Raw genomic sequence first — 23,262 nt, forward strand, 5'->3', positions numbered from 1 at the left:
TGAAGCTCCATCTGTAGTGTTGGAACTGACACTCTTTCGCTTGCACGCAAATGAGGTGGCAGTTGTACGCAGGTGTGCAAGACCGGGCAGACGGAACCCCGGCAGACTCTTCCTTACGGAAAAATCTCCCACGCACAACCGCCATAAAAAACCTTGATCAAGGCTGATAGCGATGTGCGACGTCTTTTACCCGGACTTGCACGTCCGTGTCACCGTTTTTTCAGTGACAAACCCAGACTAGCGGCGGGCCCGAAGCCGAACAAGTTCACCAACATCGCTACAACTTGAAGGAAATCTCCTAGGACCTGTTGCTTACTGAAATGGAACACCGAACCTGTGGCGAGGGGATTTATCCCCGTTGGGCTGCGCAGCAGCCCTGAAACCAGTCTCCTCGGTGTGTCAGGCTGCGGGTGTTCAGCCATTTGGGGCTGCTGCGCAGCCCAGCGGGGATAAATCCCCTCGCCACAATTGCGTTCGGCTTGGGTGTGGGGAACGCCTCAGGTGCTCAGGCGGTGGATTTATTTATCGTTGGCCGGCCCGTTAGCCAGATAAAGCCACCTCCTTTTCCATTAGACTTGCGACCCTCCCGCAAGCCTTCAGGACACGGAATGCCAGTCCCTCAAAGCACCCTTCGCAAAGCCCTGGTCGTTTGGCTCTATGCCGCCGCCCTGATGCATCTGCTTGCCGGCGTCACCCTGAGCTGGGCAGGCCATTCGGGCTTGCTCGATGGCTACCTGCAAAACATCGAACAGGCCTTCTGGGGCGCCGCCGCGGTGCCCGCGACGGCCAGGGCACAACAGGTCTGGTGGCTGGCCTTGTTCGGCGCCACGTTGCAAAGCTATGCGTTGTACATGCTCGCCCTCGTGCACATTGGCAATCGACTGAAGCGCGCCATGCCTTGGGGTTGGATCATCGCCGGCATCTTGCTCTGGGCGCCCCAGGACATGCTGATTTCTGTCCAGGCACGGGTCTGGTCGCACCTGTGGTTCGACAGCCTGGCACTGCTCGTTTTATTGCCGCCGCTGTTTTGGCTCTATCGCCACGACCGCCGCACCTCCCTGACTGACAACGCGTCGAGTGATGCAAACCATGCCTGACTTTTCACTGCTGGACTGGGCCATCACCCTGCTGATTGCCCAAGCGATCCTCGGTGCGCTGGATACCCTGTATCACCACGAACTGACCGTCGCCTTGCCCTATCGCCACAGTGCCCGGCTGGAGCTCTCTATCCACGCCCTGCGCTCGTGCTTCTACGGGGTCCTGTTCCTGGGCATGGCGCACTTGGCCTTCGAGGGGACGTGGGCGATCGTCATCGCGCTGCTGTTCGCGCTGGAGATCGGCCTGACGCTCTGGGATTTCGTGGTCGAGGACCGGACCCGCAAGTTGCCCGCCATCGAGCGCATCATGCACACGGTGCTGGCGGTCAACGGCGGGGCCTTCTTCGCGTTGTACGGCGTGCAACTGGCGCAATGGGCGAATTTGCCGACCGGCCTGAGCGCGATCGAGCTGGGCTGGCGCGGTTGGTTGCTGACCTTGTTCGCCATCGGGGTCACGGCCTCGGGGATTCGCGACGGGTTGGCGGCCTTGCGCATGCAGCGCGCGGGCAAGCCCGCCAACCCGTTTGCCGGTGGCGCCTACAAGCGCGTGCTGGTGACCGGGGGCACCGGGTTTATCGGCGAGACACTGGTCAATCAACTGCTCGATGCCGGGCACACGGTCAGCGTGCTGGCTCGCGATCCATTGAAAGCGGCCTATCTGTTCGACGGCCGCGCCCGGTGCCTGCGTTCGTTGGGCAAACTGGGCCATGACGAAACCTTCGATGTGGTGATCAACCTGGCAGGCGCACCGGTGGCCGGGCCGCGCTGGAGTCCCAAGCGTCAGGCGCAACTCATCGCCAGTCGGGTCAATACCACTGAAGCCTTGATGACCTGGTTGAAAAACGCCCGGCACAAACCGGCGTTGTGGATACAGGCCTCGGCCGTCGGTTTTTACGGCGTGCGTGACGCCAGCGAAAGTCTCGATGAAAGTGCCGCCCAGGGTGATGGTTTCATGGCTGAACTCTGTGTGCGTTGGGAAGCCTCAGCCCGGCCCGCCACTGAGTTGGGCGTGCGCCAGGTGGTGATGCGCCTGGGCGTGGTGTTTGGCCCGGGCGGCGCGTTGCTGCCGTTGCTGATTCCGTTTCGCCTGGGGTTCGGCGGGCGGATGGGCGATGGTCGGCAGATCATGAGTTGGGTGCACCGCGACGACGTCATCCAAGTGATCGCCCGGGCTTTCGATGACGAAAGCCTGAGCGGCACCTACAACCTGGTGGCGCCAGAAACGGTCAGTCAGGCGCTGTTCGCCGAAAGCGTCGGCAAGGTACTCAAGCGTCCGGTGTGGTTCCACATTCCTGCCGCGCCGGTGCGTGCCCTGGCTGGCGAGATGGCCCAGCTGTTTTTCGACGGCCAGCGCGTGGTGCCCAATCGTCTCGTCGAGGCCGGTTATACGTTCCGGTACCCGACCCTCGACGCTGCCTTGCGCGACCTGGCCTGAGGAGCGCCCATGAGCAAGCCCCGGATGTACCTGCTGGCCGGCAACGGAAGCGCCGCCGATTGGTGGGACGACGCGTTGCCGCATTTTCAGCACCACGACGTGGTGCCGCTGGAGCTGCCTGGCTTTGGTAACAACCCTCAGGCCCCCTGCGAAGACCTGGCGGCCTACGCCCAGGCGTTGCTGGCGGCAACGGACAAGGGCAGCGCGATCATGGCGGTCGGGGTCAACGCCTTGCTGGTGCTGCACGCCTTGCAACGTCAGCCGGGGCATTTTTGTCGCAGTGTGTTGTTGGCGCCGGTTGGTGCTTTTTTGTGGCAACGACGGCTGCCGGCGTTGATGTCGCCACTGCCGATTCGCAAGACCATTCACTGGCTGCTCTCGAACAAGCCGACGCTGTTTGCCCACAAATTCTCCCGCCAGACCTGGACGCCCGCGCAGTACCAGCGCATGGGCGCCGGCTATGCTCGCTGCCGCGCCTTTGTGCCGCTCTGGGATCAGTTGCGTGCGGACACCGCACTGCCGCTGCTGGAATGGATCACCGACCCGGTCGAACTGGTCTGGGGCGATCAGGACAAGGTGCTGGGCGTCGCCCAGGCGGCGGCCTGGTCGGCCATTCTTGCCCGTGCCGATTTGACCATCAGCCTGAAACCCGGTTGGGGCCACTACCCGTGGATCGATGCGCCGGCCGAGTTCGCCGCATGGCTGGAGTCGGGCGAGCGTGGGTTCGTCGCGCACACCAAGGGTGGCCGCTTGCGTCTGGCGGAACTGGCCGGGCAGGCGGTGCCTGCGGCGCTGTCGCTCAACGATTGCCATGATCCGCGCTTGCCGGCGTTCCTGAGCAGTCAACCGGACGCTATCTGGGCGGTGCGTTCCTCCAGCTACGGCGAGGACCAGGCCGACGCGGCGAATGCCGGCCTGAGCACCACGTTCCTGCGTGAACCGACGCACAACGTGCCGGCGCGCATTGTCGAGTTGAGTGCGGCAGGTGTCGAGGAAGTGGTGGTGCAGCGCTTCATCGCACCACGGTTGTCCGGGATTGCCTTCGTGCGCCACCTGTCCGTCGAACTGGAATGGGTCGAAGGTCACCTGGAGTCGTTGGCCGATGGTCAGGTGAGCCCCGAGCGGGCGATCCTTTCCCGCCTCGGCGCGTCGTGGAGCAGCGGCACATTCAAGCCCGCCCATGGCCTGACCGAAGACGTGCTATGGCGTTTCCTGCAAGGCGTGCTGCGGGTCTTCCACTACGTACCCGGCGACGTTGAATGGGCCTGGGACGGCACGCAACTCTGGCTGCTGCAATACCGGCCGATCAGCGACTACGGCTGGCGCCGCCACCTGACCGCCGCCAACATCGCCGAGATCCTGCCGCCGCAACCCAGCGTGTTGGTGGAGTACGCCCAGCGCCGCGCGGCGGCGAGTATTCCGGCGATCATGGCGCGTTGGGACTCGCGGGTGTTACAGGACAGCGAGCCGTTCACGGCGGTGTTTGGCGGCGCGTCGTACATCAACAACGACCTGTTTCTCGCCCGGCTGGCCGACTGGGGCATCAGTGCCAGCAGTTACGCCGGCGAGGTTGGCGGCGCGACACCGCACCTGCCTTGGCGGCCACTGTGCCTGCTGCGTTCGCTGCCGTTGTTCCTGCGCATGCAACGCATCGCTCGTGGGCATCTGCTCACGCTCGAACACGGCTTGCGGCGCTTCGACCCGGAGCTGTTCGAACTGACCACACAAGGCGCCGACGGCCAGCAACTAGCCGACTGGTTCACCCGCTTCTACGTGTTCGTGGTGCAAGGCAACCTGTGCATCGCCAGCGCGTTGGCCAGCAGCGGCGGCGACCTGTTGGGGCGCCCACCGACCGCCTATGACGACCTTGAACACAGCCCCCATCGCCTGCCGTGGGAAACCGACCCGGCGACGCCACGCCCGGTGCCGACCGAGTTGCCCTTGCAAGCCTTCCCACAATGGCCCCTGGCGATTCGTGCTGCCCATTCGACGGGTCTGCCGGGCTTACGCGGTTACTACCTGCAAGTGCGCGAATGGTATCGCGACAACCTGATGCGGATGTTCTTCCGCCTGCATCACGCCATGCCGACGGCTGACCGAGCCCATTGGTTCGCGCCGCACCCGGACATCCGCACCCGCGATGGCAGCTTCTGGCAGGACGGTCGTGAAGGCACCGAGCAGGCCAGCGGCTTCATGATTTATCCGGGGCAGGCCCGCGGGATTCTGGGTGAGGACATTCTGCTTGAAGACACGTTGGACCCTGGTCGCCACGCACACTATCAAAGCGCCCGGGCGGTGATTGCGCGAATGGGTGGGCGTTTGTCCCACGGCTCGACGTTGCTGCGTGAGTTGCGCAAACCCTCGGCGGTGTTGCCGCAGGTGGATGTGGGTTGGTTGGGGCGTGAGGTGGTGTATTGCGATGGGGAGCTGAGGTTGGTGGAGTAGGCAGCGCGAAGGCTGTCGATCACGGAACCTGTGGCGAGGGAGCTTGCTCCCGCTGGGTTGCGTAGCGACCCCAAGCCGTTTGAATGCGATCTGCCTGACACACCGAGGCGCCAGGGTTTGGGACTGCTGCGCAGTCCAGCGGGAGCAAGCTCCCTCGCCACAGGGGTGAGTTCAATTCAGGGGCTGTTCTCAATCCCCAGAAACGAAAAAACCGGCCGAAGCCGGTGTTTTCACCCCAACGGCCAGAGAATTTAATCTCTGCGTACGGGGTTGAGTGAGTGAATCGTTGGTGGAGTAGGCAGCGTGATCTGCGTCGATCACGGAACCTGTGGCGAGGGAGCTTGCTCCCGCTGGGTTGCGTAGCGACCCCAAGCAATTTGAATGCGATCTGCCTGACACACCGAGGCGCCAGGGTTTGGGACTGCTGCGCAGTCCAGCGGGAGCAAGCTCCCTCGCCACAGGGGTGAGTTCAATTCAGGGGCTGTTCTCAATCCCCAGAAACGAAAAAACCGGCCGAAGCCGGTGTTTTCACCCCAACGGCCAGAGAATTTAATCTCTGCGTACGGGGTTGAGTGAGTGAATCGTTGGTGGAGTAGGCAGCGTGATCTGCGTCGATCACGGAACCTGTGGCGAGGGAGCTTGCTCCCGCTGGGTTGCGTAGCGACCCTAAGCAATTTGAATGCGATCTGCCTGACACCCCGAGGCGCCAGGTTTTGGGACTGCTGCGCAGTCCAGCGGGAGCAAGCTCCCTCGCCACAGGGCGTGTATGACCACCAAATTTCTCGCCTCCCTTGACGCCCCCCACCGCTGTCGTAGACTCCGCCCATCCGTCAGGGAGTAACGGTCATGCGACGTTTGAGTAGTTGGGTTGTGGGATTGACCTTTGTAGCGTGCACGGTTCAGGCACAAACGCCTGCTGCCGACGATCCTTTGCTGGAAAGCAGTGTCACGGCCAGTGCGCCGAGTGGCAACGAGGCGCGAGGGGTGCTGCGGGCGCGGGACCAGGCGGTGCTGGCCAGCGAGTTGGCCGGGCGTATCGTCGAGTTGCCGTTCAGTGAGGGCGAGTCGTTCAAGAAGGGCGACACCCTGGCGCGTTTCGATTGCTCGGCGTATCAGGCCCAGCTCAACGCGGCCCAGGCGGCCAGCCGGGGTGCTGGTGAGGAATTGGCGCATAACCGGCAACTGGCGCAATTGAAATCAGTCGGGCGTTTTGAGGTGTCGCGGGCCGAGGCCCGGCTCAATGAGACCCAGGCACAGTCCCAGGTGTATCAGGTTCAGGTCAAGCGCTGCAGCGTGGTCGCACCCTTCGATGGTCAGGTGGTGGCGCGCAAGGTCCAGCGTTATGAAAGCGTGGCCGCTGGGGCGCCGTTGCTCGATGTGGTGGACAACCGCACCCTGGAAATCCATCTGCTGGTGCCGTCGCGCTGGATGAACCGGCTCAAGCCCGGCCAGCCTTTCACGTTTATTCCCGATGAAACCGGCAAGCCATTGCAAGCGACGGTCAAGCGCTTGGGCGCGCGCATCGATGAGGGTAGCCAGACCTTGCTGCTGGTGGCGACCTTGCCGGATGCCACGGGGCTGTTGTCCGGCATGAGTGGTACCGCGCGTTTCGCGGAGCCCAAGTGAACGCGCCGATCACCGGCAACGCCGAGCAGGTGTTCGCCCGCTTCCTCGACCTGGAGCGCCAGACGCGTGCTGCACGTACCCCGGCGCAACTGAGCTACAGCCTGGTCAACGACGGTCAGGCCCTGTTCGGCTTTCGCCATGCCGCGCTATTGATCGCCGGCAAGGTCCAGGCCGTGACGGGCGTCAGCGCCGTGGAGCCGAACGCACCGTTTGTGGCGTTCGTCGAACAGGCGGTGGCGCAGTCGTTCAAGCAGGGGGTACTGAATCAGGCCCGGGTGATCGCCGCCGAGGGGGTGGGCGAATCCATCCGGGCTGACTGGCAAAGCCTGTCCGCCGGGCAGGTGTTCTGGCTGCCGTTGATCGATCATCAAGGCCAGGTGTTCGGCGGCTTATGGCTGGCCCGCGACCTGCCATGGACCCCTGCCGAGCAAGTACTGTTATCGCAACTGGGCGACACCTACAGCCATGCGTGGCTGGCGCTGCAACCGCGCAAGCCGTGGCGTCTGCGTTGGACGCGCAAGCGCCAGGTCGCCCTGGTGGCGGTGTTGCTGCTGGGCTTGCTGATCCCGGTGCGCCAGTCCGTGTTGGCCCCGGCCGAAGTGGTGCCATTGGGCGGGCAGGTGGTGGCGGCGCCGTTGGATGGGGTGATTGCCGAGTTCCTGGTCAAGCCCAACCAGACGGTCAAGAACGGCGACCTGCTGCTGCGTTTCGAAAGCACCAGCCTCAAGGCCCAGGCCGATGTGGCCGAGCGTGCGTTGGGCGTGGCTGAGGCCGAACTCAAGGCCAATTCCCAGCGTTCGTTTGTCGACGCTGAATCCAGTTCGAAGATTGACTTGCTGGCCGCCCGCGTCGAACAGAAGCGGGCCGAGCGCAACTACGCGCTTGAGCTGCTCAAGCGCAGCGAAGTCCGCGCCGAGCGCGACGGCATTGCGGTATTTGCCGACGCCGAGCGTTGGCTCGGCAAGCCCGTGCAGACCGGCGAGCGACTGATGGAAATCGCCGACCCGAACCAGGCCGAGTTGCGTATTGAATTGGCAGTGGGCGACGCGATTGCCCTGGAGCCCGGTGCGCAAGTGGCGTTGTTTCTCGACAGCGACCCGTTGCAGCGGCACCTGGCCTGGCTCGAGCGCTCGGCCTATGAAGCGCAGCCTACCGCCGCCGGGCAGTTGGCGTACCGGTTGGACGCGCGTTTCGATGCCACGGCGCCGCGCATCGGCCTGCGGGGCACGGCGAAGGTCTTTGGCGACCGCGCGCCGCTGGCGTTGTACCTGCTGCGTCGGCCACTGGCCGGCCTGCGCCAGAGCGTAGGCCTGTAGCATGGACTTGCCGAGCCTGCGGCCGGACCTGCAGTTGTCCGCGGCGGCGCCGGACCCGGACGGTTCGCCGCAGTGGACCTTGGCCGATCCGGTGCGAGGGCGCTATTTCAAGCTTGGCGCGGCGGCCATGCGCATGTTGCGGCACTGGTCCCTGGGCGATCCGGAGCAGGTGCTGCAAGCCGCAAACCGCGAGCCGGGCCTGCCGCTCAATGGCGAGTCGCTGGAGCAACTGCTGGGTTTCTTGCGCGGCCATGACCTGATCAGCGCAATGGACCCACAACAGCGCGACAGTTACCTCTTCAAGACTGCCGCACAACGCCAGAGCCTGTGGCAGATCCTGCTGCATCAATACCTGTTTTTCCGCATCCCGCTGTGGCGCCCGGACGCCTTTCTCAACCGGGCCTGGCCCTGGTTGGCGCGGTTCGGCCCCGGGATCCTGCGCTATGGCCTGCCGCTGACCCTGGGCCTCGGCATCTTCCTGGTGTCGCGGGACTGGCAGCGCTTCATCGCGACGTTTCCGCACCTGTTCAGCCTGGGCGGTGCGCTGGCCTTCGGGGCGGCGTTGCTCTTCGCCAAGCTGTGCCATGAGTTCGGCCATGCCTTCATGGCCAAGCGCGCCGGTTGCCGCGTGCAAAGCATGGGCGTGGCGTTCATGGTGCTGTTGCCAATGTTCTATACCGACGTCAGCGACGCCTGGCGGATCAACGATCGTCGCGCGCGGTTGCTGATCGGTGCCGGCGGCGTCCTGGCCGAATTGTTGCTGGCGTGCATCGCGCTGCTGGCCTGGTCGCTGCTGCCCGACGGACCGGCGCGCACGGCGGCGTTCATGCTGGCCAGCGCCACCTGGATCACCACGCTGATCATCAACTTGAACCCGTTCATGCGTTTTGACGGGTATTTCCTGCTCAGTGATTTCTGGGCGGTGGATAACCTTCAGGGGCGTGCGTTCGCCCTGTGCCGCTGGCACCTGCGCGAAGCCTTGTTCGGTTATGGGGCGGCAGCGCCGGAGCCCTGGTCGCCGAAGATGCGCCGGCGTTTGCTGGTCTGGGGATACGGCTCCTGGCTGTGGCGGGCATTGTTGTTTTTCGGGATTGCCCTGGCGGTCTATCACCTGTTTTTCAAGGTGCTGGGCATTTTTCTGATGATGGTGGAATTGGTGTGGTTCATTTTTATGCCCATCGTGAATGAGTGGCGGCAATGGTGGAGCCGCCGCGAGCAGGCCCATGGCCCGCGAGTGCTGTTTGCAGGCCTGGTATTGCTGGGGTTGCTGTTGGCGCTGGTGCTGCCCTGGCGCAGCGCTGTGGAGGTGCCGGTCATGCTCGAGGCCGGCCGCGCCAGTGCCCTGCATGCGCCAGTGGCGGCACGGGTCAAGCAAGTGAATGTGCACGATGGCCAGACCGTGGCCCAAGGCGATGTGTTGATTGAATTGGAATCGCCGGACATGGCCTCGCGTTTGACCATCGTGCGCCGGGAAATCGAGATCCAGCAGTTGCAGATGCGTCGTCAGGCCGGGCGCAGCGAAACCGCAGCCGATGCCGGCATCATCGAACAGCAACTGGCCGAAGCGGTGGCCGAGTACCGAGGCCTGGTGGCCCAGCGCGAACGTCTGTTGTTGCGTGCTCCCCATGCCGGCCAAGTGCGCGACTTGTTGCCGCAACTGTCGGTAGGGCGCTGGCTGTCACCGACGCAGGTGCTGGCGCGGGTGGTGCAGCCCGATTCGCGGTTGCGCGGGTACCTCACCGAAGCCGAGCTCTGGCGGGTCGGGCCGGGTGCCACGGGACGGTTCATTGCCGACGATCCGATGCACCCATCGATTGCCGTGCAGTTGAATGAAATCGACACCAACGGCGTGGCCTGGGTCGAACAACAAGCGTTGACGTCCGACCACCATGGGCCGATTGCGGTGCGCCGGGATTCGCAGCAACGGGCCGAGCCGGTGCAGGCGCAGTATGGCGTGCGCCTGAGTGCCATTGACGATTCGGCCGCGCCGGTGCAACCGCTGCGTGGCGTGGTGGTGTTGCAGGGGCAGGGCGAGTCGGTGTTGGGAGCGGCCTGGCGTCGGTTGGCGGCGTTGGGTGTCAGGGAAAGCGGTTTTTAAGGAGCGAGCATGGATTCAGTGGCGGCGGAGGGATTGGTGGTGCGGCCATCGCGGGTCAGCGATGGTCCGTTCTTGCAGAGCCTTTACCAGGCGGCACGACCGGATCTGCAGTGGATCGACGGCGAGCATGAGCAGGTGCGGCAGGTGATTGCCCAGCAGTTTCAAGTGCAGGAGCAAGGGTTGGGAGAGTGCTTCCCCAATGCCATGCATTACGTGGTGGAAAAACTCGGCACCGCTATCGGCGCCTTGAGCACTGATTTTGGTCCCAATGAAATTCGCGTGCTGTACCTGGCCTTTATCCCTCAGGCCCGCGGGCAAGGCTATGGCCGGGCGGTGCTGCAAGGGGTGCAAAAAGCCGCGCAACAGGTCCGCTGCCCGGTGGCGACCGTGGTCTGGACCAGCAACCCCCACGCGCGTCGGCACTACCTGGCGCTGGGTTTCGAAGTGCAGGAAAGCAACCCGGCGGCGGAGCGGTTGGTCTGGTATCCGAAAGGCAACTGAACAGTGCCTGACTGGTCACCTGTTCAATATGGGAGCGGGTTTGCTCCCACAAGGGATCATCAGTTTTTAGTTAAACGCGATGTAGAAGTATCCCAGCGCCGGATCCCGTCCCATGGGCGGCATCCGTGATACGAACACCCCCTCGATCTTGCCCAGTTCCGGCACCTCCAGCCCGCACAGGCCGTCCACGAACGCGGTGCTCTCCAGGCTGTTGAACTCGACGCTGAAGGGCATGCGCTCGGTGTTCGGCATCTTCGCCCGAGGTGTTTCTTCAAGGGTTTCGAAGCGTACCGGCAGGCAACTGCCGTCGGGCAGGGTCAGGCTGCCGGTCTGGCCTAGCAGCGGTTGGAAATGGCGGCTATGAACCTGTTGCAGCATGTCGACACTCCAAAAGGCCGGAGGACCGCAGCCCTCCGGCGGTTTATCAGTTACGGGTTGGGAATAGACCGTTCAAGGCGACACTGAAGTTGACCACCAGGAACGGGTTCATGACCGCCATTGGCAAGCCGTTGCCCGCGGGGGAAATCGTGCCGTCGATGCTCGTGCTCACGCCCTTGACCGGCACTGGTGAGGCGCCGATCTGGTCGGAATAAATCGCCGCCGAGCCAGGCCCGGTGCCCGAGGTGCCGATGAACGAGTTGGTGGCCGTCGGCGTATTCACCGGGTTGCTGGCCGGGTTTGCCAGTTGCAGGGTGGTGGAGGCGGTGAGTCCCGCCAGGGTGTGAGTGTGGGCGGGCAGGTTGCTGATCGTTGCAGTGACGTTTTCGGTGCCGGAGACTTCGCCCATGACCCGCGGCGTCAGACCCTGGCCGTTGCCTTGTCCTAGCGGCAGGCGGCCTTGCAGATTGGGGAGCATGAAGTTGGTGGTGCCGTTGCCTCCGTAATACGTGCCGAGCAAGGAGAACAAAGCCTGGTACTGGGCAATTGGGAGGCTCTGCCCGTTGCACTGAGCCCACCCATTGGGGGCGAAGTTAAAGGCAAACGGTTGGATGGTGCCCATAAATACTTCCATAGATTCCTCATCCCTTCAGATTATTGGTATGGCAATGCCGCCAGGATCCAAGGGAGGGTAGTGCGGTCAGCCCGATGCCTTCATTCCCTGGCCTGGTCACGCACGGCTGAGCGTAGACGGGGATGTCTCATTCTGCTGGGCAGCAATAGAGGAAAAATGTGGTCGATCGGCTTAATCGATTCAGGTTCGCATCGCCGCTATACCGTCCATCTTTTTTACAGAATTGGCTGATTTTGATGTCAAAGTACCACTAGGCGAAGATTGTTTCCTCGGCTACGCTTCGCGATACAAAGGGACTACAAACAGGTGAATGGATTGCCGCAGTTTCACTTTATTTCCGGTTTACCGCGCTCAGGCTCGACCCTGCTTTCTGCCATTTTGCTGCAGAATCCGCGCTTTCATGCCGGGATGACCAGTCCCGTCGGTTCGCTGTTCAGCACCGTCCTGCAACAATGCAGCGCCGGCAGCGAGTTCGGTTCGGTGATCGACACCGACCTGCGCCGCCGCCTGTTGCGTGGCCTCTTCGATTCCTACTACGCCGACAAAGCCGATAAACCGGTCATCTTCGACACCAATCGCCAATGGTGTGCCCGTTTGCCTGCCCTGCAGGACCTGTTTCCCCAGGCCAAGACCATCGCTTGCGTGCGCAACGTTGCCTGGATCCTCGACAGCCTGGAGCGCCTTTATCGCGCCAATCCGTTCGAGAACACCAAGCTGTTCAACGACGATGACGAGCGCAACACCGTCTACAGCCGCTGCGAAACCCTGGCCCAGCGCAATCGTCTGGTGGGGCTTGCCTGGACGGCGCTCAAAGAGGCCTATTACGGCGAGAACGCCGAGTCGTTGCTGGTCGTTGACTACGACCTGCTGAGCCAGGCACCGGAGCGGGTCATGCGACTGGTGTACGAGTTTATCGGCGAGCCCTGGTTCGAGCACGATTTCAATCACTTGACCTACGACGCACCGGCCTTCGACCAGGCACTGGGCGTTGCCGGCCTGCACAAGGTCAAGCCCAAGGTCGCGCCGCAAGCTCGACGCACCCTGCTGCCGCCGGATCTGTTTGAAAAGTATGCCGAGTTGTCGTTCTGGCGCGATGGGTCCGCAAGCGCCGCCAATGTCATTCGTATGAAAACCGACGCCGCCGTCAGCTGACTGCGGTTTTTTTTCATTTGTGTTCAAGAAGTTCGAGTCCAGGTGATCGTCATGTGGTGGAGCAAAGGCAAATCGCGGGTAACCGAGGGCGCACAGGCCCTGGCATCGCCAATGATCATGTCCCTGGAGCCGCGAATGCTGTTCGACGGCGCGGTGGCGGCAACCGTGGCCGACGCCGCGCAACCGGACGCTCATCCGACTGCCGAGGCGGCCAAGACGCCCACAGCGGACCAGCCTGCCGATAGTCATGCACCCCAAGGCCAGGTCGATGCCACCCAGGCTGCCGTTCCGGGCAAATCCGTGGTGTTTGTCGATTCCCGGGTCAAGGATTCCGCCAACCTGCTCGAAGGCGTGGCGCCCGGGACCCAGGTGGTGCAACTGGATGCCACCAAGGACGGTCTGCAACAGATCGCCGATTACCTGGACACCCACCAGGGCGTCAGCTCGGTGCAGATCATCGCCCACGGTAATGCCGGTGATTTGTGGCTGGGCAACAGCTACCTGTCGGCGGACAACGTCCAGGCCCGCAGCGAAGTGCTGGCACAGATCGGCCAGGACATGAACGCCGGCGGCGATATCCTGATCTACGGCTGCTACACCGCCGAAGGCGAGCGTGGCCTGAGCCTGGTGGATTCATTGGCGCAGTTGACCGGGCGTGACGTGGCGGCTTCCGACGATCGCACTGGCGTCGGCGGCGACTGGGACCTGGAGATCGCCACCGGCAACATCGAAAGTGCCAATGCGCTCTCGGCCACGGCCATGAGCGAGTACCAATGGGGCCTGGCCACCTGGACCGCCACCAACAATGCCAATTCCGGCGTGGGCTCCCTGCGCGCCGCCCTGGTTTCCGCGCAGAACGGCGATATCGTCACCTTCAACAGCAGCATGACCGTTGCCTTGACCCAGGTGCTGGTGGTGAACCAGAACATCACGATCGACGGCGATCTCAACAACGACAACGTCGCCGATGTCACCCTGGACGGGCAGTTCCGCACCCAGGTGATCAGCGTGACGGCCGGCACCACGGCCACCCTCGATGGTTTGGTGATTACCCGCGGCGTTGTGTCGGGCAACGGCGGTAACGGTGGTGACGATGCGCTGGTGGCCAAGGGCGGCGGGATCAACAACGCGGGTACCTTGACCCTGCGTAACGTCACGGTCACGGCTAACGTGGCGGCGGGCGGTGGCGGCGGCGGTGGTGTGACGCCGGAATACGCAGGTGGTGGTGGCGGTGGCGGTGGTGCGCTCGGCGGCGGGATCGGCGGGCGTGGCGGCGATACGCTCAACTCCTCGGGTTCCTTGGGCTCTACCAACCAGGGCGGTGCCGGTGGCGGCTTCTTCAACATCGGCGGGCGTGGCGGCTCCGCGACCGGCGGTGCCGGCGGCGCTGTCTATGCCGGCTACAGCACCGGCTCCTCCGGTGGCACGGCCAGCAGCGGCGGGTTGTCCATCGGCGGCGGCGGTGGTGGCGATGGCTATAACGACATCGGCGGTGCCGGCGGTGGCGCGGTTGGCGGTATCTACAACGACACGGGCGCAACCCTGCGGATCATCGGCAACTCGGTCATCTCCAACAACATCGGCGCGGGCGGTGGTGGCGGTGGCGGCGGTGCCGGCGGCGGCTACACCCAGGCGGGCGGCGCCGGTGGCGTGGGTGTCGGTGCGATCTGGAACAAGGGTTCGATCCTGATCACTGCGGCCAACTTCGCGGCCCTGGCCGGCAACGTCGGTGGCAGCGGCACCGGTGGAACGAGTGCCGGCACGGCAGGTGTCTCGCCGAGTTCGGTGGCCAACGTCTATGGCGACGGCGGCACCATCAATACCAACTATGTGCCGGACGAAACGCCGCCCACCGCGACAGTCGTGGTGGCCAACACCAACCTGAACTCTGGCGGCACGTCGCAGGTGACTATCACCTTCTCCGAGGCGGTGACCGGGCTGACCGCGGCGGACCTGACCGTACAGAACGGCACCATCGGCACGCTGACCAGCGGCGACGGCGGCATCACCTGGACCGGCACGCTGACGGCGGCAAGCAACATCGCCGATACCACCAACATCATCACCTTGAACAACACCGGTGTGGCGGACCTGGCCGGTAACGCCGGGGTGGGCACCACCGATTCGAATAATTACGTGGTCAACGACACCGTGGCGCCGACGGCGTCCATCGTGGTATCTGACACGGCCCTCAGGAACGGTGAAACCTCGCTGGTGACCATCACCTTTTCCGAGGCGGTCAGCGGCTTGACCACGGCCGACCTGACGGTGGCCAATGGCACCCTCAGCGGCCTGAGCAGCAGTGACGGCGGTATCACCTGGACAGCAACCCTGACACCCGACGCCGCTGTCACCGACACCACCAATCTGGTGGTGCTGAACAATGCCGGTGTCGCGGACCTGAGTGGCAACGACGGCGTTGGCACCACCAACTCCAACAACTACGCGATCGACACCGTGCTGCCGACCGCCACGATCGTGGTGACTGACACGGCGCTGAGCGCCGGTGAAACATCCTTGGTGACGATCACGTTCAACGAGGCGGTCAGTGGTTTCACCACCGCTGACCTGACGGTGGCCAACGGCACGGTCACCGGGCTGAGCACCAGCGACGGAGGTATCACCTGGACCGCAACGCTGACCCCGACCGCCAGCGTGAGCGATACCAGCAACCTGATCACGTTGAGCAACAGCGGCGTTGCCGACCTGTCCGGCAACGTCGGTACCGGCACCACCGACTCGAACAACTACGCGATCGACACCCTGCGCCCGACCGCCACGATCGTGGTGGCCGACAACGCGCTGAACATCGGTGAAACCTCCCTGGTGACGATTACCTTCAGCGAGGCGGTGACGGGGTTCACCCTGGCCGACCTGACCGTTGCCAATGGATCCCTGAGCGGGCTGAGCAGCAGCGACGGCGGTATCACCTGGACCGCGACGCTCACTCCAAGCGCCAGCATCAGCGATGCCACCAACCTGATTGTCCTGGCCAATACCGGCGTACTGGACGCGGCCGGTAACGCTGGCACCGGCACCACCAGTTCCAACAACTACGCCGTCGACACCGCGCGCCCGACCGCGACGATTGTTGTTGCCGACAACGCCTTGAGAATCGGCGAAACCTCGCTGGTGACCATCACCTTCAACGAAGCAGTGACCGGCTTCACCACTGCCGACCTGACGGTCGCCAACGGCACCCTGACCGGGCTGAGCAGCAGCGACGGCGGTATCACCTGGACCGCGACACTGACCCCGAGCGCCAGCATCAGCGACGCCACCAACCTGATCACCCTGGATAACACCGGCGTGGCGGACGCCGCCGGCAACGCCGGCAGCGGTACCACCGACTCCAACAACTACGCCATCGACACGGCGCGCCCCACCGCCACCATCGTCGTCGCCGATACGGCCGTCGCCCTGGGCGAAACCTCGGTGGTGACCATCACTTTCAGCGAGGCGGTGACCGGCTTCACCCTGGCTGACCTGACGGTCGCCAACGGTAGCCTGAGCGGGCTGAGCACCAGCGACAACATCACCTACACCGCCACCTTCACCCCGAGCGTCGGCACCAGCGATGCCACCAACCTGATTACGCTGAATAACACGGGCGTCGTAGATGGGGCGGGCAACGCCGGCAGCGGCACCACCGACTCCAACAACTACGCCGTCGACACGCTGCGTCCCACCGCGACCATCGTGGTGGCCGACAACGCGCTGAGCGTCGGTGAAACCTCACTGGTGACCATTACGTTCTCCGAGGCGGTCAGTGGTTTCGACAACTCGGACCTGAGCGTGGCCAATGGCACGCTGAGTGCGGTCAGCAGCAGCGACGGTGGAATCACTTGGACGGCGACGTTCACGCCTGCGCTCGGTGTCAGCGACACCTCCAACGTCATCACCCTGAACAACACCGGCGTCAGCGATGCCGCGGGCAATACCGGCACCGGCACGACCAACTCCAACAACTACCAGGTCGACACCAATGTGCCGACCGCGACCATCGTGGTCGCCGACAGTACGCTGGGAATCGGTGAAACGACCCAGGTGACCATCACCTTCAATTCGGCGGTGAGCGGTTTCGATAACGCGGACCTGACAGTCAGCAACGGCACGCTCAGCAATGTGTCGTCCACCGACGGCGGCGTCACCTGGACGGCCACGTTCACGCCGAGCGCGAGCATTTCCGATACCAGCAACGTGATCACGCTGGACAATACCGGCTTGATCAACGGCGCGGGCAACGCAGGTGTCGGCACCACCGATTCCAATAACTACGTGGTCGACACCGTGCGCCCCACTGCGACCATCGTCATGGCCGACCCAACCGTTGCCATTGGCGAAACCTCGCTGGTGACCATTACCTTCAGCGAGGCCGTGACGAGCTTCACCCTGGCGGACCTGACCGTGGCCAATGGTTCCCTGAGCGGGCTGAGTACCAGCGACAACATTACCTTCACCGCGACCTTCACCCCGAGTGCGGGAATCAGCGACAGTACCAACCTGATCAGCCTCAACAGTGGCTCGATCGCCGATGTGGCGGGCAACATCAACACCGGCACTGCGGATTCGAACAACTACGCTGTCGATACCCTGCGCCCGACCGCGACCATCGTGATGGCCGATAGCAACCTCAGCGTCGGCGAAACCTCACTGGTGACCATCACCTTCAGCGAGGCGGTCAGCGGTTTCGACAATTCGGACCTGAGCGTGGCCAATGGCACCCTGAGCGCCGTGAGCAGCAGCGATGGCGGCATTACCTGGACGGCGACCTTTACCCCGGCCACCGGTACGCGGGACGCCACCAACCTGATCGTCCTGGACAACAGCGGCGTGAGCGACGCGGCCGGCAACGCCGGTACCGGCACCAGCAACTCCGCCAACTACACCGTCGATACCCAGGTGCCGACCGCGACCATCGTGGTGGCCGATACGTCCCTGAGCATCGGTGAAACCAGCCAGGTGACCATCACCTTCAACGAAGCGGTGAGCGGTTTCGACAACAGCGACCTGACCGTCAGCAACGGCACGCTGAGCAATGTGTCGTCCTCCGACGGCGGCGTCACGTGGACGGCTACGTTCACACCGAGTGCGAGCATTGCCGATACCAGCAACCTGATCACCCTGGACAATACCGGTGTCGTCAACGTCTCGGGCAACGCTGGCGTCGGCACCACCGATTCCAATAACTACGCCATCGACACCGTGCGCCCGACCGCGACCATCGTCGTCGCCGACACCGCCATCGCCGCGGGCGAGACCTCGCTGGTGACCATCACCTTCAGCGAGGCCGTGACCGGCTTCACCACTGCCGACCTGAGCGTCGCCAACGGGACCCTCAGCGGGCTGAGCAGCAATGACGGTGGCATTACCTGGACCGCGACCTTCACGCCTGCCGCTGGCATCACGGACACCAGCAACGTCATCACCCTTGCCAACAGCGGCGTCGCCGACCTGGCGGGCAACGCGGGCAGCGGCACCACCGATTCGAACAACTACAGCGTCGACAGCCAGCGTCCGACCGCCACCATCGTGCTGAGCGATTCGGTGTTGAAACCGGGTGAAACCGCCCAAGTGACCATCACCTTCAGCGAGGCCGTTACCGGCTTCAGCAACGCTGACCTGAGTGTCGCCAACGGTACCCTGAGCGCTGTCAGCAGCAGCGATGGCGGCCTGACCTGGACCGCGACCTTCACGCCAACCCTGGGCGTGACCGACGCCAGCAACCTGATCAGCCTGGACAATACCGGCGTGAGCGACGCGGCTGGCAACAGCGGGGCAGGTACCACCGACTCAGCCAACTATGCGGTCGAGACGCAGGTGCCGACTGCCACGATCGTGGTGGCCGACAGTGCGCTGCGCGTAGGAGAAACCTCGCAGGTCACCATTACGTTCTCGGAGGCGGTGAGCGGTTTGGACAACAGTGACCTGACCATCAGCAACGGCACGCTCAGCAATGTGTCGTCCACCGACGGCGGCGTCACCTGGACGGCCACGTTCACGCCGAGCGCCAGCATCACCGATACCAGCAACCTGATCAGCCTGGACACCAGCGGCGTGGTCAACGCCTCGGGCAACAGCGGTGTCGGTGTGGTGGACTCCAACAACTACGCAATCGACACGGTTCGCCCAGGCGCCACCATCACCGTGGGCGACACCACCCTGGGCATCGGCCAGAGCACCACCGTGACTATCTCCTTCACCGAGGCGGTGTCCGGTTTCGACCTGTCCGACCTGAGTGTGGCCAATGGTGTGCTGTCCAACCTCGCCAGCAGTGACGGTGGCCTGACCTGGACGGCGACCTTGACGCCTACTGCAGGCGTCAACGATGCCACCAACCTGATCCTGCTCGACGCCAGCAATGTGCAGGACCTGGCCGGCAACGCCGGCGTGGGCATCGCGATCTCCGCCAACTACGCGCTCGATGCCACCCGGCCGACAGCGACCATCGTGGTGGCCGATCCGAACCTGACCGTGGGCGAGACGACCCAGGTCACCATCACCTTCAGCGAGGCGGTGAGCAATTTCGATCTGTCGGACCTCAGCGTCACCAACGGCGAGCTGACCAACCTGACCAGCAGCGACGGCGGCAGGACCTGGACCGCGACGTTCACACCGACGGTGAACCTCACCGACCCGAGCAACTTCATTGCCCTGGACACCAGCAACGTCAGCGACCTGTCGGGCAACGCCGGGGGCAGCGTGGCGGTGTCCAACAACTATGCGATCGACACCGTGGTGCCCAACGATGTGAAGCCGCCGCCGGAGTTCCTGACCTCCGACCCGGTCACGGTTATCCCGCCGTCCGAGGTGCCGCTGCAACCGATCGTCTTTACCCCGCCGACCGGCAATCTCGGTTCGCCGCTGGGGTTCCCGCCGCTGTTCGAGCAACGGGACGTGGGCGGGGGCCTCAAGCCGATTGGAGATATTTTCATCAACCGGGGCCAATTGGCGCCTAGCTATATCGCTCAGGTGTTCAGCAGCGATGCCGCTGGCGATGGTTCGGGCCAGGGCTTCCTGGGCTTTGGTGGGGGCGATGGTGGGGTATTCGGCAGCAGCACGCTTTCGACCCTGTTCACCCAGGACTCCGCTTCCGAGAGCGAATCGATGGGTGCCTTCGGCAGTCAGTCGATGCAGGGCGGCGATGTATCCCAAGGGCTGCGCGGGATGTTCGGCGCACCGACCTTGGGCCAGCAGCTGCAACAGCTCAAGGATACTGAACAGCGTCAGGTCGACAGCTTGGCAACGGCGTTACGACAGGTCGGCATCAGCCAGGCGCAGGCCTGAATTCTAAAAAATATTGGGGCAGCCAGGGGCAATCCAGGGAATGAATAGAAGTCAGAAGTTATTCGGTATGAGTTTGCTGGCGCTGGTGGTGAGTGGATGTGCGGTCACCAGCGATCCGATCGAGCGTAGCGTCAGCGAGCAGCGCGCTCGAACCGACCTGCAGAATATGTACAAGGATCAGGAGCCGCTCAGTGGCCCGCTGACCCTGCACCAGGCCATGGCCCGGGCAGTGAAGTACAACCTCGAAGGCCGCTTGAAGATCATGGAGGAAGCCCTGGCCAAGCGTCAGTTGGACCTGGCCAGTTTCGACATGCTGCCGCGCATGGCCCTGGACGCCGGCTATGTGGGCCGCAACAACGTCAATGCCTCCAGCAGCCAGAGCGTGGAAACCGGCACCCAGTCCCTGGAACCGTCGACCTCCCAGGACCGCGACCGCGAGGTGGCGGACCTGACCATGGTCTGGAACGTGCTCGATTTCGGCGTCAGCTACATCAGCGCCAAGCAGGCCGGGGACCAGCGCCTGATCGTGCAGGAGCGCCGGCGCAAGGTGATCAACACCATCGTCCAGGACGTGCGTTCGGCCTACTGGCGCGCCATGGCCGCCGAACGTTTGCTCAAGCAGATCGACAGCCTGATGGCCCGGGTCGAGGCTGCGCGCGACAACAGCCAGAGCATGAGCGAACAGCGCATTGGTGACCCGGTGCAGGCCCTGGGTTACCAGCGCTCGCTGATCCAGGCGACCCGTCAACTGGAAGAGCAGCGTCGGGCGCTGTCCCTGGCCAAGACCGAACTGGCGACCCTGATCAACCTGCCCCTGGGTACCGAGCTGACCCTGGCCACCCAGGATGAATACGTCATCCCGGAACTCAAGGTCGACCTGGCTCGTCTCGAACAGGAAGCCCTGGCCAGCCGCCCGGAACTGCGCGAGCAGGATTACCAGACCCGCATCACCGCCGCCGAAACCCGCAAGGCCATGCTGCGCCTGCTGCCGGGGCTGGAGTTTTCCGCCGGCGGGCATTACGACAGCAACTCGTTCCTGGTGGAACAGGGCTGGGCTGACTACGGTGTGAAAGTCACCTGGAACCTGTTCAACGTGATCTCCGCCCCGGCGGCCATCGACGTGGCCAAGGCCGGTGAAGAAGTGGCCTCGGCGCGGCGCCAGGCGATGTCGATTGCCGTGCTGGCGCAGCTGTACGTCGCCAACGCCAACTATCGCGAAGCGCTGCGCCAGTTCAAGACCAGCCAGCAACTGTCGGACATTGACGGGCAGATTGTCGGTCAATTGCGCAATCGGCACCAGGCTGCCGGCATTGGCGAGCTGGATCTGATCCAGGGTGAACTGAATACCTTGCAGGCCGATCTGCGCCGGGACCTGGCCTACGCTGACCTGCGCAACGCCTACGGGCAGATCTTTGCCAGTGCCGGTCTCGACCCACTGCCAAACGAAGTGCAATCGACCGCAGTCCAGTCGATCGCCACGGCACTGGCTAATCGTGAAGCGGCCTGGGCCCAGGGCGACATCACGGTGCCGACGACGGCCGCGGTGACTCAGTAACCGGGCGCTGGCATGACGCGCCCGGCGTTTTCCCGGCTGCCGGTGGCGGTGAACCTGCCGTTGCTGTTGCAGGCATTGGCCGCCATTGAAGACGAGCGCTGGCAGGGGCATTTCAACAGTGCCTTTTACAGTGGCGACTGGAGCGGCGTGGCGCTGATTTCGGCGGTCGATGCCTTGACCGAGTTGTCTCCCGGGCGCGGTCTGCCTGTGACGCGCGCGCCTTGGTCAGAGGATCGTCGTTGGCGCGAAGCGTTGCGTGATTGCTCCCTGGAGATCGTCTCGGCCCGGCTATTGCGGCTCGGGCCGGGTGGGTGCATTCACGAGCATCGCGACTATGACCTGGGCGGGCCGGACGCCGACCTGCGCCTGCACATTCCGCTGCTCAGCCCGCCGCAAGTGGACTTCTGGCTGGATGACCAGCGTGTGCCTATGACGGCGGGCGAGTGCTGGTTTCTCGACTTGTCGCGACCTCATCGCGTCGATAACCGCAGTGCCGAGCCCAGAGTTCATCTGGTGCTCGATTGCCGCCCGGGGCCCTGGTTGGAGCAGCAGATTGCCGCTGGGTTGCCCACTACACCGGCAGCTGGCGGCGGGCATAGCGACTTCGCCCGTTTTCAGCAGCACGTAGAGACTGATATCCAACTCGCCCGAACCTTGCAGAGCGTGCATGACGTAGACGCTTTCATTGAGTGCGCAATTGCGCTGGGTGCCGGACAAGGCCTGCACTTCACTGCGCAAGAACTCCGGGCGGCCATGCGCAACGGTCGCCGACAGTGGAGAGACCAGTGGAAAGCCTGAACCTGGACGGCTGGCTGCCGATCCGCGTGTGGCAAGAGGCTGGGCAGTGGTGGGTCGATTGGTGCTGGTTCGGCGATGCGCGACTGTCACAGCCATTCTTTGGCGATGCGGTGGAAGACGCCCTGCGCCTGCCCTTCAACCAGGCGTTCCGCCGCCGGACTCCCTTGGACGCCCTCGGTCAGTGGCAACGACAAACCCCGGGACTGGAGCCCAGCGCATTCATTTTCCATGCCTCCCGTTGCGGCTCGACATTGATCAGCCAGATGCTTGCCCAGTTGGACGACCATATCGTCATCTCGGAACCACCGCCCCTGGATACGTTGCTGCGCAGTGATTTGCCGTCGCCCGAGCGGTGCGTGGCGCTCAAGGGCTTGATGTCGGCTTATGGGCAGCGCCGACGAGGCGTGGAGCAACGGCTGGTGGTCAAGCTCGACGCCTGGAACATCGGTGAGTTGGCGCTGTTGCGAGAATGTTTTCCCGACACCCCCAGGCTGTTCCTGTACCGCGACCCTTTGGAAATCGCCGTCTCCCATCTGCGTCGTCCTGGCCTGCACATGGTGCCGGGGATGATCGGGACGAGTGTGCTGGACGATGGGTTGCCGTTCAGTAGCCCGGAAGATTTCATCTCGCGCCGGGTGGGGCAGTTGTTGGCGACGGGTTTGGACCACTGTCAGGTATTGGGTGCAATGGCGGTCAACTACACCGAACTGCCCGAGGTGATGACGGGCAAGCTGGCGGCGTTTTTCCGGCTTGATGAGGAGCAAGGCAGGCAAGTGTTCGCCGCAGTGGGGCAGCATGCCAAGCAGCCGGCGCAGGTGTTTGTTGGCGATAGCGAGGACAAGCGCCGCGAGGCTTCGGCGTTGTTGCGGGAGCGGGTCATGCGCTGGGCGTGGGGGCCTTACGAAGCGCTCGAGTGTTTGAGAAGGTCTTGAATTCAGGA

14 protein-coding genes are annotated in these 23,262 nt (G+C 63.8%); 12 read left to right on the forward strand and 2 right to left on the reverse strand.

Features of this window, described 5'->3' with window-relative positions; translation table 11 throughout:
- Positions 1-608 precede the first annotated feature (608 nt).
- The 7 genes from BLO97_RS06375 to BLO97_RS06405 all read left to right on the forward strand — a co-directional run bounded on the left by BLO97_RS06375 (position 609) and on the right by BLO97_RS06405 (position 10,518).
- The gene (locus tag BLO97_RS06375; RefSeq protein ID WP_170867286.1) at positions 609-1,097 is read left to right on the forward strand and encodes a cell division protein; all 489 of its coding nucleotides are present in this window, start codon (positions 609-611) and stop codon (positions 1,095-1,097) included.
- Positions 1,090-2,532, forward strand: a complete 1,443-nt coding sequence (locus BLO97_RS06380) for a TIGR01777 family oxidoreductase (protein ID WP_092345523.1) — start codon at positions 1,090-1,092, stop codon at positions 2,530-2,532. Before BLO97_RS06375 ends, BLO97_RS06380 begins: the two co-directional genes overlap by 8 nt.
- A 9-nt stretch (positions 2,533-2,541) precedes the next feature.
- Positions 2,542-4,977: an alpha/beta hydrolase gene (locus BLO97_RS06385; RefSeq protein WP_092345357.1), complete on the forward strand. Its 2,436-nt coding sequence runs from the start codon at positions 2,542-2,544 to the stop codon at positions 4,975-4,977.
- An 846-nt stretch (positions 4,978-5,823) separates the two neighbouring features.
- Positions 5,824-6,603, forward strand: a complete 780-nt coding sequence (locus BLO97_RS06390; protein ID WP_092146640.1) for an efflux RND transporter periplasmic adaptor subunit — start codon at positions 5,824-5,826, stop codon at positions 6,601-6,603.
- Positions 6,600-7,919 carry an efflux RND transporter periplasmic adaptor subunit gene (locus BLO97_RS06395; RefSeq protein ID WP_092345359.1) on the forward strand — a complete coding sequence of 440 codons (1,320 nt, stop codon included), beginning with the start codon at positions 6,600-6,602 and terminating at the stop codon, positions 7,917-7,919. The genes BLO97_RS06390 and BLO97_RS06395 overlap by 4 nt, the downstream gene beginning before the upstream one ends.
- 1 nt (position 7,920) lies before the next feature.
- Entirely contained in the window at positions 7,921-10,017 is a 2,097-nt protein-coding gene (locus BLO97_RS06400; protein WP_092345361.1) for a site-2 protease family protein, read from the forward strand.
- Positions 10,018-10,026: 9 nt separating this feature from the next.
- Positions 10,027-10,518 carry a GNAT family N-acetyltransferase gene (locus BLO97_RS06405; protein ID WP_092146634.1) on the forward strand — a complete coding sequence of 164 codons (492 nt, stop codon included), beginning with the start codon at positions 10,027-10,029 and terminating at the stop codon, positions 10,516-10,518.
- A 66-nt stretch (positions 10,519-10,584) separates the two neighbouring features.
- Here BLO97_RS06405 and BLO97_RS06410 read toward each other — a convergent pair whose 3' ends face one another.
- Both BLO97_RS06410 and BLO97_RS06415 read right to left on the reverse strand, forming a co-directional pair.
- Positions 10,585-10,896 (reverse strand): DUF6916 family protein, encoded by a 312-nt coding sequence (locus tag BLO97_RS06410; protein WP_092146632.1) that lies wholly within the window; start codon positions 10,894-10,896, stop codon positions 10,585-10,587.
- A 46-nt stretch (positions 10,897-10,942) separates the two neighbouring features.
- The gene (locus tag BLO97_RS06415; protein ID WP_092146630.1) at positions 10,943-11,530 is read right to left on the reverse strand and encodes a phage tail protein; all 588 of its coding nucleotides are present in this window, start codon (positions 11,528-11,530) and stop codon (positions 10,943-10,945) included.
- Between the two features lie 306 nt (positions 11,531-11,836).
- Here BLO97_RS06415 and BLO97_RS06420 point away from each other — a divergent pair, with 306 nt between their 5' ends.
- From BLO97_RS06420 to BLO97_RS06440, 5 genes are read left to right on the forward strand one after another with little or no spacing between them, the layout of a single operon-like run.
- Positions 11,837-12,682 carry a sulfotransferase family protein gene (locus BLO97_RS06420; RefSeq protein ID WP_092146628.1) on the forward strand — a complete coding sequence of 282 codons (846 nt, stop codon included), beginning with the start codon at positions 11,837-11,839 and terminating at the stop codon, positions 12,680-12,682.
- A 51-nt stretch (positions 12,683-12,733) separates the two neighbouring features.
- Complete coding sequence (locus BLO97_RS06425; RefSeq protein WP_092345363.1) at positions 12,734-19,969, forward strand: Ig-like domain-containing protein; 7,236 nt, start codon at positions 12,734-12,736, stop codon at positions 19,967-19,969.
- 40 nt (positions 19,970-20,009) lie between these two features.
- A complete protein-coding gene (locus tag BLO97_RS06430) occupies positions 20,010-21,524 on the forward strand; it encodes a TolC family protein (protein ID WP_092146624.1) in 1,515 nt (504 codons plus the stop codon).
- A gap of 12 nt (positions 21,525-21,536) precedes the next feature.
- On the forward strand, positions 21,537-22,322 hold the full coding sequence (locus BLO97_RS06435; RefSeq protein ID WP_092345365.1) for an aspartyl/asparaginyl beta-hydroxylase domain-containing protein: 786 nt from the start codon (positions 21,537-21,539) through the stop codon (positions 22,320-22,322).
- Positions 22,310-23,254, forward strand: coding sequence for a sulfotransferase family protein (locus tag BLO97_RS06440; RefSeq protein ID WP_092345367.1), 945 nt, complete (start codon positions 22,310-22,312; stop codon positions 23,252-23,254). Before BLO97_RS06435 ends, BLO97_RS06440 begins: the two co-directional genes overlap by 13 nt.
- Positions 23,255-23,262 lie beyond the last annotated feature (8 nt).

The sequence above is a fragment of the Pseudomonas sp. NFACC05-1 genome, from assembly GCF_900100135.1.
Classification (GTDB): Bacteria; Pseudomonadota; Gammaproteobacteria; order Pseudomonadales; family Pseudomonadaceae; genus Aquipseudomonas; species Aquipseudomonas fluorescens_Q.

What these genes read in the sequence shown, in the direction of transcription:
- BLO97_RS06435 (WP_092345365.1), top strand. Translation starts at nt 21,537, where the DNA reads ATGACGCGCCCGGCGTTTTCCCGGCTGCCGGTGGCGGTGAACCTGCCG.
- BLO97_RS06415 (WP_092146630.1), bottom strand. Translation starts at nt 11,530, where the DNA reads ATGGAAGTATTTATGGGCACCATCCAACCGTTTGCCTTTAACTTCGCC.
- BLO97_RS06385 (WP_092345357.1), top strand. Translation starts at nt 2,542, where the DNA reads ATGAGCAAGCCCCGGATGTACCTGCTGGCCGGCAACGGAAGCGCCGCC.
- BLO97_RS06410 (WP_092146632.1), bottom strand. Translation starts at nt 10,896, where the DNA reads ATGCTGCAACAGGTTCATAGCCGCCATTTCCAACCGCTGCTAGGCCAG.
- BLO97_RS06390 (WP_092146640.1), top strand. Translation starts at nt 5,824, where the DNA reads ATGCGACGTTTGAGTAGTTGGGTTGTGGGATTGACCTTTGTAGCGTGC.
- BLO97_RS06425 (WP_092345363.1), top strand. Translation starts at nt 12,734, where the DNA reads ATGTGGTGGAGCAAAGGCAAATCGCGGGTAACCGAGGGCGCACAGGCC.
- BLO97_RS06405 (WP_092146634.1), top strand. Translation starts at nt 10,027, where the DNA reads ATGGATTCAGTGGCGGCGGAGGGATTGGTGGTGCGGCCATCGCGGGTC.
- BLO97_RS06400 (WP_092345361.1), top strand. Translation starts at nt 7,921, where the DNA reads ATGGACTTGCCGAGCCTGCGGCCGGACCTGCAGTTGTCCGCGGCGGCG.
- BLO97_RS06380 (WP_092345523.1), top strand. Translation starts at nt 1,090, where the DNA reads ATGCCTGACTTTTCACTGCTGGACTGGGCCATCACCCTGCTGATTGCC.
- BLO97_RS06375 (WP_170867286.1), top strand. Translation starts at nt 609, where the DNA reads ATGCCAGTCCCTCAAAGCACCCTTCGCAAAGCCCTGGTCGTTTGGCTC.
- BLO97_RS06430 (WP_092146624.1), top strand. Translation starts at nt 20,010, where the DNA reads ATGAATAGAAGTCAGAAGTTATTCGGTATGAGTTTGCTGGCGCTGGTG.